16 protein-coding genes are annotated in these 15,155 nt (G+C 54.2%); 5 read left to right on the plus strand and 11 right to left on the minus strand.

Annotation, left to right across the window (positions count from 1 at the left end):
- Window positions 1-14: 14 nt before the first annotated feature.
- The 10 genes from mrdA to GURA_RS14580 all read right to left on the minus strand — a co-directional run bounded on the left by mrdA (window position 15) and on the right by GURA_RS14580 (window position 8,521).
- Window positions 15-1,925 (minus strand): penicillin-binding protein 2, encoded by a 1,911-nt coding sequence (gene mrdA / locus GURA_RS14540; protein ID WP_011939705.1) that lies wholly within the window; start codon window positions 1,923-1,925, stop codon window positions 15-17.
- Entirely contained in the window at window positions 1,922-2,410 is a 489-nt protein-coding gene (gene mreD, locus GURA_RS14545) for a rod shape-determining protein MreD (protein ID WP_011939706.1), read from the minus strand. The genes mrdA and mreD overlap by 4 nt, the downstream gene beginning before the upstream one ends.
- Complete coding sequence (mreC, locus tag GURA_RS14550; protein WP_011939707.1) at window positions 2,403-3,227, minus strand: rod shape-determining protein MreC; 825 nt, start codon at window positions 3,225-3,227, stop codon at window positions 2,403-2,405. The genes mreD and mreC overlap by 8 nt, the downstream gene beginning before the upstream one ends.
- An 80-nt stretch (window positions 3,228-3,307) precedes the next feature.
- On the minus strand, window positions 3,308-3,796 hold the full coding sequence (locus GURA_RS14555; protein WP_011939708.1) for a dTDP-4-dehydrorhamnose 3,5-epimerase family protein: 489 nt from the start codon (window positions 3,794-3,796) through the stop codon (window positions 3,308-3,310).
- Window positions 3,793-4,698, minus strand: coding sequence for a glucose-1-phosphate thymidylyltransferase RfbA (rfbA, locus tag GURA_RS14560; RefSeq protein WP_011939709.1), 906 nt, complete (start codon window positions 4,696-4,698; stop codon window positions 3,793-3,795). The genes GURA_RS14555 and rfbA overlap by 4 nt, the downstream gene beginning before the upstream one ends.
- Before the next feature lie 252 nt (window positions 4,699-4,950).
- Complete coding sequence (gene gmhB, locus GURA_RS14565; RefSeq protein WP_011939710.1) at window positions 4,951-5,520, minus strand: D-glycero-beta-D-manno-heptose 1,7-bisphosphate 7-phosphatase; 570 nt, start codon at window positions 5,518-5,520, stop codon at window positions 4,951-4,953.
- Window positions 5,517-5,678: a hypothetical protein gene (locus tag GURA_RS24355; RefSeq protein ID WP_157046217.1), complete on the minus strand. Its 162-nt coding sequence runs from the start codon at window positions 5,676-5,678 to the stop codon at window positions 5,517-5,519. The genes gmhB and GURA_RS24355 overlap by 4 nt, the downstream gene beginning before the upstream one ends.
- Window positions 5,679-5,718: 40 nt before the next feature.
- On the minus strand, window positions 5,719-6,288 hold the full coding sequence (locus GURA_RS14570) for a D-sedoheptulose 7-phosphate isomerase (protein ID WP_011939711.1): 570 nt from the start codon (window positions 6,286-6,288) through the stop codon (window positions 5,719-5,721).
- Window positions 6,285-7,322: a glycosyltransferase gene (locus tag GURA_RS14575; RefSeq protein ID WP_011939712.1), complete on the minus strand. Its 1,038-nt coding sequence runs from the start codon at window positions 7,320-7,322 to the stop codon at window positions 6,285-6,287. The genes GURA_RS14570 and GURA_RS14575 overlap by 4 nt, the downstream gene beginning before the upstream one ends.
- Before the next feature lie 155 nt (window positions 7,323-7,477).
- Window positions 7,478-8,521, minus strand: coding sequence for a rod shape-determining protein (locus GURA_RS14580; protein WP_011939713.1), 1,044 nt, complete (start codon window positions 8,519-8,521; stop codon window positions 7,478-7,480).
- 225 nt (window positions 8,522-8,746) lie between these two features.
- Here GURA_RS14580 and GURA_RS14585 point away from each other — a divergent pair, with 225 nt between their 5' ends.
- Together GURA_RS14585 and GURA_RS14590 are read left to right on the plus strand one after the other, a co-directional pair.
- Entirely contained in the window at window positions 8,747-10,324 is a 1,578-nt protein-coding gene (locus tag GURA_RS14585) for a SurA N-terminal domain-containing protein (protein WP_011939714.1), read from the plus strand.
- Between the two features lie 168 nt (window positions 10,325-10,492).
- Entirely contained in the window at window positions 10,493-11,383 is an 891-nt protein-coding gene (locus tag GURA_RS14590; RefSeq protein WP_011939715.1) for a phosphoribosylaminoimidazolesuccinocarboxamide synthase, read from the plus strand.
- A 100-nt stretch (window positions 11,384-11,483) separates the two neighbouring features.
- Here GURA_RS14590 and GURA_RS14595 read toward each other — a convergent pair whose 3' ends face one another.
- The gene (locus tag GURA_RS14595; RefSeq protein ID WP_011939716.1) at window positions 11,484-12,842 is read right to left on the minus strand and encodes an integron integrase; all 1,359 of its coding nucleotides are present in this window, start codon (window positions 12,840-12,842) and stop codon (window positions 11,484-11,486) included.
- 173 nt (window positions 12,843-13,015) lie between these two features.
- On the opposite strand from GURA_RS14595, the gene GURA_RS14600 reads away from it, so the two are divergent.
- The 3 genes from GURA_RS14600 to GURA_RS24360 all read left to right on the plus strand — a co-directional run bounded on the left by GURA_RS14600 (window position 13,016) and on the right by GURA_RS24360 (window position 14,900).
- Window positions 13,016-13,402 (plus strand): hypothetical protein, encoded by a 387-nt coding sequence (locus tag GURA_RS14600; RefSeq protein WP_011939717.1) that lies wholly within the window; start codon window positions 13,016-13,018, stop codon window positions 13,400-13,402.
- Between the two features lie 155 nt (window positions 13,403-13,557).
- On the plus strand, window positions 13,558-14,733 hold the full coding sequence (locus tag GURA_RS14605; RefSeq protein WP_011939265.1) for an IS91 family transposase: 1,176 nt from the start codon (window positions 13,558-13,560) through the stop codon (window positions 14,731-14,733).
- A complete protein-coding gene (locus tag GURA_RS24360) occupies window positions 14,730-14,900 on the plus strand; it encodes a hypothetical protein (RefSeq protein ID WP_157046193.1) in 171 nt (56 codons plus the stop codon). Before GURA_RS14605 ends, GURA_RS24360 begins: the two co-directional genes overlap by 4 nt.
- The last annotated feature ends 255 nt before the right edge of the window (window positions 14,901-15,155 follow it).

Consider the following 15,155-nt stretch of genomic DNA (forward strand, 5'->3'; position numbering starts at 1 on the left):
GTGGAACCTCTAGATTACTCTTCACTATTCACGGTTTTTTGTTCTTCCTTGCCCGCTTCAGGAGCCACCTCGGCCGCATCAACCGCATCTTCTTTCTTGACCGGTTTCCTGATTATTCCCTTACCTTCAAAATATGCCCGCAGGATACGGCCGGCAATAGGAGCCGCAGCTCCGCCGCCGTGCTCGCCATGTTCGACGATCACGCCTACTGCCACTTCCGGCTTGTCATAGGGGGCAAATCCGACAAAAAGGGCATGATCCCGGAACTGGTAAGGAACATTCCCCTGGTTGTCACGCAATTTGACCACCTGGGACGTGCCGGTTTTTCCTGCAACCTTGACCTCGTAAAGACGCGCCATGCCCCCTGTGCCGCGGGACTCGTTGACAACGGCCAAGAGGCCGTCCTTAATCGCCCTGTAACTGGCGGGCTTCATGCCGATCCTGGCGATTACCCGGGGCTTGAACTCCTTGACCACTTTCCCGTCGGGATCGATTATCCGTTTCACCAACTGCGGCCGGTAGATCGTTCCTTCATTGGCGACAGTGGCTATCATGGAGGCCAGCTGAATGGGGGTTGTCAGCACATACCCCTGGCCGATGGCAACAGGAAGCGTCTCGCCGCGATACCACTTCTTACCGTATTTTTTTTCCTTCCAGGCAGCGGTGGGAATCATTCCGCCCTTCTCGTTATCCAGCCCGATCCCCAACGGTTCCCCTAGGCCGAATTTTTTCGCGTAGACAGCTATCTTGTCCACCCCCAGGCGTTCTCCAAGCTGGTAGAAGTAGACATCGCAGGACTCTTTCAGGGCCTGTTTCAGGTTTACCCTCCCGTGCCCCTTCTTATTCCAGCATTTGAAGGTATTGTTACCCACCTTGTAAGAGCCGCCGCAATCGACAGTGGTGTTCTCGTCGATAAGTCCCTCTTCGAGGCCGGCCAAGGCAGTGATCACCTTAAAGGTCGAACCGGGAGGGTACTGGCCTTTGAGCGCCTTGTTCTCCAGCGGATGCCGTTTATCCTCAAGGTATGATTTCCATTGTTCCGGCGACATCCGTCCGGTGAAGAGCGACGGGTCAAAACCGGGATTGCTGGAAAAGGCGAGGATTTCACCGCTATTGACATCCATTACCACGGCGGCGCCGGCCTTATCGCCAAAGGCCTGTTCCGTCTGTTTCTGCAGATCGGAATCGATGGTCAAGACCAGGCTGTTGCCGATAGTCGGGTTTGTTTCGGTGACGGTCCGTAAAAACCTCCCCCTTGCGTCCACCTCGATCTGCCGTCCGCCGTCGGCGCCGTGCAGTTCCATCTCCCAGCTCCGCTCAATGCCGCTTTTGCCCACATAGTCACCGGCGTTGTATTCCCTGAACTGCTCGATATCCATCTCCGACTCGCTTATCTCGCCCAGATAACCAAGCAGGTGCGCCGCAAGCATGCCGTTGGCATACTCCCTGACCGGCTTCATCTCGATATCGACACCGGCAAGTCGCAGCCGGTTCTCTTCGAGAAACTCCAGTTGGTCGCGGGTAATCCCCGACGCAACGATAATGGGGTAATATTTTGCCCGCCCCTTCCCCTTCTGCCATTTTCCCAGCAACTCAGCCCGATCCAGGTTGAGATACCTGGACAGGCTGTCAATGAGCGCATCCTTGTCCTTCACATCCTGCGGTATTACCGCTACACTGAACGAAGGTGAGTTGCTCACGATTACCTTGCCGTTACGGTCGAGGATCGCTCCCCGCGGGGCGGCGACCGGAACGAACCGCAGCCGGTTGTTCTCCGATTGATCGAGAAGGTTTTCAGACTCAAGGATCTGCAGGTACCAGAGCCTGGTCAGGAGCAGGAAAAACATGGCAGCTGCCGTAATGGAAAGGCCGAAAATACGTCTATTGGGCTCCCCGTTTTCCCGGATATAATGCTGATCCTTCATCGGTTTTCCTCCTGAGCGACGGAAACCGGAAAAGTGAAGATCAGGGAGGCGATGAGGGTATTAACGAGCGCCTGGGGAAGGAGTGACGGCAACAGGGTAGTGTAGATACTGTTTGCAGCCGAAAAGATCAGCAGCAGCAGCAGATCCAGCAGACCGCAGATTACGGAGGCAAGAAAAACCACGAGGATCATCAGGTAGCGGCTGTCGGTATAGAGACGGTCCGAAGTTTTGTCGATGAGGAGATAGATAAAGAGGTATGAAAAACCGCTAAGCCCCAGGTAGAGACCGCTGAAACAGTCATGGAGGAGCCCCAGGGAAAAAGCGGCCAGGCCGCGAAAGCGGGCGGCTGAACGGAGCCCCAGATAAACGACGATGATAATCAGCAGGTTAGGCTGGAAAGGGTCGCTCAAATAGGGCGATAAGAGCGTTACCTGAGCCAGCACAGCGGCAATGATGATAAAACAGAGCCTTACAAATCTAATCATGTTTCTGCTGGAGAAGCACCAGCACCTCTTCAAGCCTGGCTATGTTAACGGTCGGACGCACCTCGACGGTCTGAAATATCCCGTACGTCCCCTTTTTCACCATCGTCACCTCGCCGACATTCAGACCCTTGGGAAACACGCCGCCAATGCCCGAGCTGATGACGACATCACCAACCTTCACGTCTTCATCACGGAGGGCGAATTCCAGGGAACAGCGGCCGCCCCCCGTACCCTTCACCACCCCTCTGGCTCTGGAGCGCTGAACGACAGCTGCTACGGCACTGGCATGGTCCGTGAGCAGAAGCACTCGCGAACTATTGGCCGCCACCTTGATCAACCTGCCGACGACCCCGTCTACTGCAACAACAGGCATCCCTTCAGAAAGACCGTCTGCCTCGCCCCGGTCGATAACGAGTGTCTTGAACCAGGGCGAACCATCTTCGCCGATTACGGAAGCGGCCAAAGCGGGGGTTTGCAGGGAGGTCTTCAATTCCAGCAACCTCTTCAGCCGTTCATTGGCGATCAGCGCCTCACGATTCTCCATCTGGCGCGTATTCAGTATCTTTATGCTCTGCCGCAGTTCCTTGTTTTCCTTGCGCACATTAACCAGGTCCAGGTAATCGGACCAGACTACGGAGACAAAACCGTTGCCCGCAGCGCCTATTCTCAATATGGGCGCCATAACATTCATCACTGTCCGTTCAAAGGGGTTGGCATGCTCCTTATTCTTCAGGTTGAACGAATAGAAAATAAGGGCGACAAAGAGAAATATCCCCGTGAACAGATGAATCTTGTATTTGCTGAACAGTTCTCTCATGCGGCGCTCTGAAAACGTCAAGGGGAGACATAAGTCCCCCCCGACACTCTTATCCTATTGAATAGTAGACAATCACGCGTTCAATCCAGCACAAACGGCGATCCGACAGCCTCTTCATGGCGAATCTCGTCAACCGGCAGCTTCTTCCCTTCCCCGGCATAGAGCTTGTTGGGGCCGTTAAAGACGATGCCGTTGTCAATGCCGACATTCTTGTAAGCATGAACCACACCCGGCGGGACGACCATCATCATCGGCAGGTCCACCCCGGTATAAACGACCTGTTTCACGCCGTATGTGGGAGAGTCCTTGCGGCGGTCCCACAGGTATACCTTGAAATTGGAGGGGCCGATGAAGCAGAAATAATCGGTCTGTTCCACATGCTCATGGGGACCGCGGGCTACACCAGGCTGGGTCATGGAGATATACGCCATGACCGGCATGATCCCGGCGTCCAGCTCATCGGCTCGAAACAACTCGGCAAGCCAGCCGCGCTCGTCAAGATATTTGCCGAGGGGTTTTACGATCACATCGTGGATTTTGCCCTTTTTGAATTCCATTGCATTGCTCATGATTTCCTGCTCCCTCCGCAAAGTTCGCTCTCGTTGTAGACGCGCACAAGGTAGTCGCGATAACTGGAATTGGGGGTGTCCTCGATCGCAGCCGCCATACCCTTGCAGTCGAGAAATCCCATACGCAGGGCAACCTCCTCAAGGCAGGCGATCTTCAACCCCTGCCGCGCCTCCAGGGTGCCGATGAAGTGACTCGCTTCCAGAAGACTCTGGTGGGTGCCGGTATCGAGCCAGGCTATTCCCCGCCCCAGTTTCTCCACCTTCAGTTCGCCACGGCGGAGGTATTCCAGGTTGATGTCCGTTATTTCCAGCTCCCCGCGGGGAGAAGGCTTCATATTCTTCGCAATATCGACTACCTTGCCGTCATAGAGATAAAGACCCGGCACAGCAAAGTTGGTCTTTGGCTTGTTCGGCTTTTCCTCGATGCTTACGGCGTTTCCCTGGCCGTCGAACTCGACTACGCCGTAACGTTCCGGGTCCTGTACATAATAACCAAAGATCTTCGCCCCACCCTCGAACTCGGCGACCGACCGGTCCAGCCCCATCTTGCCGTAAAAGATGTTGTCGCCGAGGATAAGGCAGACAGGGTCATTACCGACAAAATCCTCTCCCACCAGGAAGGCCTGGGCAATCCCCTTCGGCTCGGGCTGCACCTTGTAGGTGAGACGGATGCCCCACCGTGAGCCGTCACCGAGGAGCGCCTCGAAGCGCGGTGTGTCGTGTGGCGTGGAGATGATGAGAATGTCGTCGATCCCGGCCATCATCAGCGTGGCAAGGGGATAGTAGATCATCGGCTTATCGTAGACCGGTTGAAGCTGCTTGCTGGCCACAAGGGTCAACGGGTAAAGCCTGCTTCCCGCTCCGCCGGCGAGCAATATGCCTTTTTTGATACCTTTGTTCATTGGCGCCCTTTCGGTGATTATCCTGTATAAACCTTTATTTTTTAACACATCCCAGGGAATATCGTCAAACACTTAATCCCGTAACGATAATTGAACACGGATCAACATGGATCCAGACTGATTATCACAGATAAATAAAAGACATATCCCGGCTTAATGCGACAACCTTTTGGGTTTATACTCTCAGTCGTATAAATCCGTGAAAATCCGTATAAATCAGATTTGATCCGTGTTCAAATGCTTATTCTCAGGTTACGCTGCTGATGCATCGACAATCGCCCGGGTCGCGGCCAGTATATCGTCATAGGCCTTGACCCCCTCGGGAAGGGCGGCCTCTTCCCCGGCGCCATAACCGGTCCTCACCAGAAGCGGCAGACACCCCGCCTTGAGCCCGGCCTCCACATCCGCCAGCTTGTCGCCGATGATGAACGATGCGGAGAGGTCGATGGACCAGTCATCAGCCGCCTGGATAAGCATCCCCGGCAACGGCTTGCGGCAGGCGCATTCCTTCCGGTAGTCGCCGATGCCGTGCTGCGGATGGTGGGGACAGAAATAACATGCGTCTACCGACGCACCGAAGCGTGACAGTTCGCGTTCCATATGGCGATGGATCTCTTCCAGTGCGGCCTCGTCGTAATACCCCCTGGCAATGCCCGACTGGTTCGTCACCACGATCACCAGTAAACCGGCATCGTTCAGAAGCCTTATCGCCTCAGCTGCGCCGGGGATGAATTCGAACTCCTCAACCCGGTGCAGGTATTCCTTTTCCACATTGATGGTGCCGTCACGATCAAGAAATACGGCCCGCCGCAGCTTTGTCATACCAATATATCCGTTCTCAGTTCCAGGTTCAACCACCGACCATCAACCGTTTTCCCCATCGCCCGCCGACCACCGACCATCAACCGCTTTTCTCCCACCGACCACCGCCCCCCGACCATCAACCGCTTTTCTCCCACCGACCGCCGACTACCGACCATCAACCGTTTTTCCCCCACCGACTGCCGACCATCAACCGCTTCACCCGAACAACCGCTTTTCCAGCAGGTCGCAGATGATATGGATGATGGTGATATGCCCCTCCTGCACCCGCGGCGTATCGTCACAGGAAACGGTAAGATCCACGTCGACGATCTCCCTGATGGTGCCGCCATCCTTCCCGAGCAGGCCGATGGTCCGGCAGCCGACTTGGTCGGCGAGCAGGAGGGCGCCATGGACGTTCTTCGAGGTGCCGCTCGTGGAAATTCCGACCACCACGTCCCCCTCGCAGGCCAAGGCTTCGATCTGGCGTCTGAATATCTGCTCGAATCCGTAATCATTACCGATGGCAGTAAGTATGGAGGTGTCGGTCGTCAGGGCAATGGCAGGCAGGCCGCGACGCTCCATCTTGAAACGGCCGACGATCTCCGCGGCAAAATGCTGGGCATCGGCCGCCGAGCCGCCATTACCCATCACCAGCAGCTTCTTCCCGTTCCCCAGAGCATCGACGAGAAGATCGGCGACAGCGGCGATCTTCGGTGCGAGTTCCCCCTTAACCGATTCCATCACCTTTTGATGGGAATCGAGCTGAGCCTTGATCTCATCTATCATTGCAACCTCCTGATCCTGTCTTCAAATTCCGCAAAAGTCAACGGACTCTCCACGCCGGCAAAAGTTATGCCATCGATGCCGGCAACCACCACCGTATCCGGCCGTTCCGACACAATGCGGGCCAGTATCTTACGCGCCCTGGCGGCTGTGCAAAACAGCGGCAGCGGCTCTATGCGAATATTTTCATGGAGAGATACGTAGCCGGCCTTAACCATCTCCTTGTACAAAGCCGAATGGACGACGATGCTGAAAAAATTCCCCTGACGCGCACCCTTCAAGAGCAATTCAATCTTTTGTCCCACCACAGCCAGGTCAGCACCCTTCGGCATAATCATGCAATATGCCGCAGCCCCCCCCCAGCTTTCACGAAACTGGGAAATCGTCCTCTGCATCATTTCCTCACGCCTGACGACGGAGCCGAGCGTCACCTCCTCGACGAAATAAACCGTCCCGCCGGAAACGCTGAAGGTAAGAAAGCCGGCCCGGCAGGCCCGGCGGGAATAATCCTTAAGGCACCAGAGGCCGCCGTCCATCTGCTCGTCAAAACCGCCGATTGCGTCGTAGAGCTCTTTTTTTATCAACATGGCGGCAAAAGAACCATGGCACACTTCACGATACGGACCGGACTGAGAGCCATGGGCTTCGCTCTTTGCATGCGCAGCGTTGACAAGCCGGGGGACGATCAGACCGGCATCCGGCCTCTGCCGTGCAAACTCCAGCAACGGCTCCAACCACCCGGCGCTCGCCAAAGAGGTATTCCTGACCACGGCAAGGTATTCGGCCGATCCCTTTTCCAGCCCCCTGTTCAGGGCCTTTACCTCCCCCTGGTTGACATCGTTGCGCAAAAGGAGCGCCCGGTCGTCAAGCCCTTCCGCAAACTCCTGCAAAAGTCTTTCCGTTTCCCGGTCGCTGCCGTTGTCCACCATTATGAAGCGGGCATTGGGGGAATAATTGAGAAGGCTCACGAGGCAGTTACGGGTTTCAATCGGCCTGTTCCAGACAGGCACAATGATGTCGAGTGCCGGGTTATTCATTGCCGTTCCGGTATGCGGATAATAAGCGTGTGTAAAATTTCAGAATGAAATGACTAAGGCAGGGCATAGGAAAATAAATACGGCTTAAGTAGATGGCAAAGGGCAAAAGGTGAAAACTTTCCGTTTTCACCCTTTGCCCTCAGCTTGACTTGTCATTATGAGCTTATCGCCACGTTACGCAACAGCGCCAGTTCGTCGAGAACTTTTCCGGAGCCGAGAACGACACAGGAAAGGGGATCTTCGGCAGTCACCACCGGCAATCCGGTCTCCTCCCGAAGCAGGCTGTCCAGGTTGCGCAAAAGCGCACCGCCACCTGCGAGAACGATCCCCTTGTCGACGATATCGGCGGCCAGTTCGGGCGGGGTCCTCTCGAGACAGATACGCACCGCATCGACTATGGCGTTGACCGGCTCGGAAAGCGCATCGCGAATTTCGTTGGAGTTGATCTCGATGGTCTTGGGTATGCCGGACACCAGGTCACGACCCTTCACATCCATGGTGCGCACATCGCCACCGGCATAGGCTTCGCCGATATCTATCTTGATGATCTCGGCCATCCGGTCACCGATGAGAAGGTTGTACTTGCGCTTGATGTACTGAACGATCGCCTCGTCCATTTTATCGCCGCCGACCCGTACCGATTTGGTATAGACAATACCGGCCAGGGAGATTACCGCAACCTCGGTGGTGCCGCCGCCTATATCGACGATCATGTTGCCGCTCGCCTCGGTTATCGGCAGGCCTGCCCCGATGGCCGCAGCCATCGGCTCCTCGATCAGGTAGACCTCGCGAGCCCCGGCCGACTCGGCTGACTCCTTGACCGCCCTCTTCTCCACCTGCGTGATGCCCGACGGAACGCAGATGACGATGCGGGGACGGACGAGGGTCTTGCGATTGTGTACCTTATGAATGAAATAACGGAGCATTTCTTCGGTTATGTCGAAATCGGCGATAACGCCGTCCTTCATGGGACGGATGGCAGTGATGCTGCCCGGCGTGCGGCCAAGCATCTTCTTTGCCTCCATACCGACGGCAAGAACCTTCTGCTGGCCATTGTTCATTTTCTGCACGGCAACAACGGACGGCTCACGAACTACTATTCCCTTACCCTTCAAATAGACCAGGGTGTTGGCAGTGCCGAGGTCTATGGCAAGGTCGTTGGAAAACATGCCGAACAGGGCATCAAAAATCTTAAGCATTGCAAACTCCTTTGTAACCCGTTACGTTAACTGAACTCCTACAAAGTATCGAACAATAACAAAATCCCCATGCTCTTGCAAGAAAGAAAAGTACTATTTTCGATAATCTTTCGTCGTATTTACCGCCATTCTCCTGTTGCTTTTGCGATTAAATTATATTAGTATTCGTGACCGCCGCACATGGGCTTTCTGCCAAATTTCCCGTCAAAAAGGAGTCGAACCGCAATGCTTGGCATAATGAGAAAATATAAACAATCGGTCCTCATCAAGATTGTTTTCTGCGTCATCGTCTTTTCCTTCATCGGCACCATCTTCCTGGTCTGGGGAAGAGGCGACAAAACCGACAGCGGCGACTTTGCCGCTAAAGTCAACGGCACCAAGATCTCGTTCGATGAGTATCAAAAGAATTATTACCGCATGAAGGGGATTTACGAACAGATTTATGGCCGTTCCATGACGCCGGAGATGGAGAAACAGCTGGGGATCAAGAAAACGGCCCTCGAGTCGCTTATCGACAACGCATTGATCCTCAAGGAAGCCAAACGGCTGGGGATCGATGTCAACCGGGACGAAATTTCAGCCGAAATAGCTAAAATGCCGGCCTTCCAGAAAGACGGCGTCTTCAATTTCGACCAGTACACCCAGATGTTGAAGGCAAACCGCATAACCCCGCAGAATTTTGAGGAGAGCATGGAAGAAGACATGCTCGTCAAAAAGACCCGCGAAAAAATCAAGGAGCGCGCCACTGTAAGCGATCAGGACCTGCTCCAGGCCTTCAAGAAACAGAACGACAAGATCGACCTCTCGTTCATCGCATTCTCTCCCGCAGAGGTCAAGGGTGAAGTCAAGGTCACCGATCAGGACCTGAACAGCTACCTCCAGGGGCACCAGGAAGAGTTCAAGACCCCGGAACAGCTGAGCATCGCCTACGCCGTACTCGATCCCGCCCAGTTTGCGGCAAAGCTGACCGTGAGCGATGAGGAAGCGCAGACTTACTATCAGAAAAACATCGACCGCTATCAGGGCAAAGGGGGAATACTTCCATTTGCCGAAGTAAAGGAGCAGGCCAAGGCAGACGCACTGAAGCTGAAAAGCACCAAGGAAGCCTATGAAAAGGTGGCCGACGCCGTCAACAAGAACCTGAAAAACGCCGACATCAACGCCGCAGCAGCTTCCCTCGGAGTAAAGGTCCTCGAGACGCCGCTCTTCACGGAAAAGGCGCCGGCAACCGCCCTTGCAGGCGAAGCGGACGTGATCAAAAAGGCCTTATTCCTCAAGCAGGGTGAACTGGGAGGACCGGTTGAAACAAGCAAGGGGATTTACCTCATCAAGGTGAAAGAAAAGATTCCGGCTGCCGTACCGCCACTGGCGCAGATCAAGACCCAGGTCAGCCAGAAGGTTGCCGAAGAAAAAGCCCGCGAACTGGCGAAGAAAAAGGCTGAAGAAGCGCTGGCACAGTTGACGAAAGGCAGCGCCGTGAAACTTCAGGAGACCGGCAGCTTCGGCTACGCCCCCACCGGCGTCGTTCCCCGGATCGGCACCTCGGCGGACCTGATGGAAGCAGCCTTCGCCCTGACCACGGCCGCTCCGGCAGCAAAGACACCGTTCAAGGTTGGCAACAGCTGGTATGCCGTGAAACTCAAGCAACGCACCGAAGCCAACACAGCCGATTTCCAGAAGAGCAAGGAGCAGCTTAAACAGGCCCTCCTCCCCAAAAAGCAGCAGGAAACCCTGGACAACTGGCTGAAAGAGCTGAAGAGCAAGGCAAAGATTGTTATCAACCCGGCCATAACTGCCGACTAAGGGCCGTTCTACGTTCTACGTTCTACGTTCTACGTTCTACGTTCTACGTTCTACGTTCTACGTTCTACGTTCTACGTTCTACGTTCTACGTTCGAGGTTCGAGGTTCGAGGTTTCAGACTTACAACTTAGAACATAGAACTTAGAACATTATTTATAAGGAGAAAGCCATGAGCAAACTGGTTCTTACAACCGACTTCCCCGACCTGAAACTGGCCGCACGGGGCAAGGTGCGCGACATCTATGACCTGGGAGAGACGCTCCTCATCGTTACCACGGACCGCATTTCCGCCTTTGACGTCATCATGAACGAGGGGATTCCCGACAAGGGGTACGTACTTACCCAGATATCGGCCTTCTGGTTCCGGCAGATGGAAGATATCATCCCGAACCATATCATCTCCACGGAGGTCAAGGATTTTCCCGCCGAGTGCCAAAAGTACGCGGATGTTCTCGAAGGGCGCTCCATGCTGGTGAAAAAGGCCAAGCCGCTCCCCGCGGAATGCATCGTCCGCGGCTACATTTCCGGCTCCGGGTGGAAGGATTACCAGGCAACCGGCTCCGTATGCGGCATCACACTGCCTGCTGGATTGAAGGAATCGGACCGGCTCCCCGAGCCGATTTTTACCCCGTCGACCAAGGCAGAGCTCGGCACCCACGACGAGAACATCTCTTTCGAGAAAATGGTCGATATGTGCGGCAAGGACATTGCCGAAAAGGTGCGGGACATCACCCTGAAAATCTACAAGAAGGCCCGCGACATCGCCGACGGCAAAGGGATCATCATTGCCGACACCAAGTTCGAATACGGCATCTACGAGGGTGAACTGATCATCATCGACGAGTGCATGACCCCCGACTCCAGCCGCTTCTGGCCGAAAGACAGCTACCAGCCTGGCGGGCCGCAGCCGAGCTTCGACAAGCAGTTCCTCCGCGACTACCTGGAGACCCTCGACTGGGACAAGACTGCCCCTGCCCCTCCCCTCCCCGAGGAGATCGTCAGGAAGACCGGCGAGAAGTACATGGAAGCGCTGGTGAAGCTCACCGGCAAGGGGAAGTAGGATAAGATACAGATAAGAGACGGGAAAAGCCCCGGTCGGAAACGGCCGGGGCTTTTTATTATCTACTCGAAACAGACGATGCCGCATTGCCACAGTACGCTCAGAAATCCAGCGGGCTTTTTGGCTCCTTCACCGTTCTGACCGGCACGCAGTGGGTGTAGATCATGGTCGTCTTCAGGCTGGCGTGTCCCAAAAGCTTCTGAATGACGCGGATGTCGTAATTGGCTTGCAAGAGGTGGGTGGCGAAGGAGTGGCGGAAGATGTGGGATGTAACCCGCTTGGGGATTTTCGCCCGGCGAACGGCATGGTAGAGCGCTTCCTGCAGCTCCGACTCGTGAAGATGCCAGCGCCGCCGCTCACCGGTCTCTTCCACCATTGTCAGCGATTGCTGCGGGAAAAACCACTGATGGATGAACTCCTTCGCCGCATTGGGATATTTCCTTTCCACCGCATCGTCCAGAAACACCCCGTCGTATCCGGCAACCAGATCCCGGTCATGCAACACACCAACCCGCTTGATTTGCGCCTTCAGCTCCGTCAGGATTGATTCCGGCAGTGGTACGGTCCGATCCTTTTTCCCCTTGCCGTGAACTGTAAGAATATTGACGTCAAAATTGAAATCCCGCACACGCAGTTGCAGTCCCTCAAACAACCGCAGACCACAGCCAAACAGCATCTTGACAACTAGATTGTATGGATGGGAGAGCTGCTCCAGAATGGCGTCGATTTCCAGTCGGGAAAGCACCGCCGGGATATAAAGTGACTTTTTCGCCCGCGGCACGTCTCGCAGCTCGCCGAAATCTCTTTGCAAGGCATGGCGGAAGAGAAACAGCAGGGAGTTGAATGCCTGATTCTGGGTTGAGGCCGCGACATGGCATTTAACCGCCAGATAGGTCAGGTATTCCTTCACATCTGCGGTTGACAGCTCTTGCGGTGGCTTGTTCTTCAGAAAGCGCTGGAACTGCCTCGACCAAAGTGCGTAAGTTTTCAAGGTTTTGCGGGAATAATGGCGCACCTTGATCTCCTCTGCCAGTTTCTCCAAAACCGCATCCCACTCTGAGGAGTCGGACTTATCCTGGTACCCTGCCGGAGTATAAAAGGATTTGCGCTTGTATGCAGCCGGGATTTGCGGCAGATCAGAAACCGGGTTTAACGATGACTGCGAATCTGTCCCATCGGCTGTTTCTTTACTAAGCATTTCCAGGCTTAGCATTTCAAAATATAGAAAAACGGCATGGATAGCCTGCTGACGCTGCTGTGCCGTCTGCTTCTTTTCTAGTAACTTTTCTCCGAACAGACGAATTCGCTCTTTTTTAGACTCTGGTAGTGGATATTTAGAACAGAAATCGAGGAAATACCGCAACCATTTCTTGTATTCGTTATATCGGGAGGGTTGGATTTCCTTTTTGTTGAGGATCGCCTCAAATTGGCTCATAACAGCATTCGGAATAGTAATCATTTATCGGCTCCAAGTTGAGAAGGCTCTCAGCTCAACGACGTCAGGTTGTCACATGTCATCCCTATCAAAAATACTTTGATGGTGTCAATAGGATACATTAATAAAAACAATTTGCATCAGCTTCTATTATGTTATAAGTTGCCTGAATTAATAGGGCATTTCGGAGTGAGAGAATGAAGACTCGGCTTAAATTGAAACCTGGTCAGAAAGGGACCAAAGGGCTTGTTGATGTCTATGGTGATGCTTTGGTTTGTGTTCGATACAGGTATGACGAGGAAAGTTGCTCACGAATAAAAACTGTGGAGATCATTGTAGAGAAAAAGGACTGGACTCCCCCGAAACCGAGGTTTGCCGACGATGAGCTTGTTCCGGTGCGAATCGCATACACTGAAAGCGAATTGAAAAGTATGGCAAAGTTGGCTGGCGGCAGGTGGGACCCGGGAAAAAGGTTATGGTCCATCCAGTTCGGAACGATTAAAGGCACAAAACTGGAAAAGCATATAGTAATAGATGCCAAATTGGATAATGGAATAAATGAAAAAACAGGCAAAAGCATATAATATTAGATACCTTACAGGCATATAATACTAGATGCTGGCATATAGTATTATAAACAAGCATCTAATAATAGATGCCACATGCTAACTGCTCAATAACACGTTGAGCAAATAATATAAAGAAATTAGGATGTTACGCCACTTTATGAGGCTAACGAATGACATTACAGCAGATCATAGCGCGTGGATACGAACAGAGAACAGCGAACAAGCCGTTGCCACCGTATATGTGGAAGGCCGCCGGACGAATCTCGGTTTGTCGGACGTCAACTCTTGGCGGCCACGTGCAGGCGTGCCCTGAGGGGCACGTTGAAAGGCACTGGTACAACTCCTGCCGGCACCGCGCCTGTCCCGTCTGCAACTATACTGCCACCGAACGATGGCTTGACAGCCAGAAAGAACGAATCCTCAACTGCGAACATTTTCATGTTGTTTTCACGCTGGACAGTGCGCTTGATCGCCTCTGGCTCGTCAATGTCCGGGCCATGACCAACATTCTTTTCCAGTCGGCCCGCGACACGCTCTTTGAACTTTTGGGTGACGATAAATACCTGGGCGCCGAACCGGGCGTGATCATGGCGCGCCATACCTGGGGGCAGATGCTCGGCCTTCATCCGCATGTTCACTGCCTGGTATCGGGGGGCGGCCTGACCCAGAGCGGTGAATGGCGCAGTGTCGCCAACGGCTATCTGCTACCGGTGCGGGTCGTGCGCTCCCTGTTCTGCGGCAAGTTCCTCGATGCAATTCGCCGCGGAGTTGAGCGGGCAGAGCTGACCGTGCCGGATGGCGAGCGACCGCAGCAGGTTTTGAACCTGCTCAACAAGCTCGGCCGCAAGAAGTGGAATGTCTGCATCCGGGAGCGCTACGCGCACGGCAACGGTGTCTTGACCTACCTCGGCCGGTACTTGCGCGGCGGAGCCATTTCGAACCGCCGAATCATTTCGTCCGACGAAGAGCAGGTGCGTTTCCGCTACAAGGATTATCGCGAAGAAAGTGAGAGCGGCGGCAAGAAGTGCAAAACGATGGAGCTTAGCGTCAATGACTTTGTGCGCCGGGTGCTGCTGCATGTCCCGGAACCGGGCCACAAGGTGGTGCGTTCATACGGATTGTACGCGGGAAGCCGGCGCCAGGCCCTTGACCGCTGCCGGGAATTACTCGGGCAAGAACCGGTACAGGAGCCGAAGGCGCGCACATGGCAGGAATGCGTGGCGGGACTGGGAGAGACAAACCCCGGCCAATGCCCGGTATGCGGCTCACGGCTGGTGCAACGGGAGGTGTTTCGTCCGGAGTTCAGGGGCGAGACAAGGAAGTTTCCAATGAAAGAGGCGGCATGAGCAGGCAGCAAGAAGTGACTGACGATCAGCAGCCGGTGATGACGCATGCCTTAAAGACAGGAAAAACGAAGCTTCTGGGAGAGTCAAAGGCAAATCACACCACCAAACCCGCCCAAGACAAGGAAGATTTCAGCGACGGCAACAATTTACTGACAAAAAAACCGTAAATCAGCTCTGGCGGTGACGAGAAAACTCCATAGACCACAAAGAAAAAGCTCAACACTCGGATGGAACAGACGCGCCGATCAAGATCGCCGCTAAAGGCATGTTTTGGGGCGGCTTGCTGTTCATCCTCTAAAACGTTGAACTAAACCGCTTCGCGGTAGCTAAAAACCAATAAAGTCAAAGGCATAAAGGCGAATTAAAAGCAAATCCGAATTAAAACCGAAAATAAACCCAAGACCCACTTAGGCAGCTTCTTA

Origin of the sequence: Geotalea uraniireducens Rf4 (assembly GCF_000016745.1) — a bacterium.
Taxonomy (GTDB): domain Bacteria; phylum Desulfobacterota; class Desulfuromonadia; order Geobacterales; family Geobacteraceae; genus Geotalea; species Geotalea uraniireducens.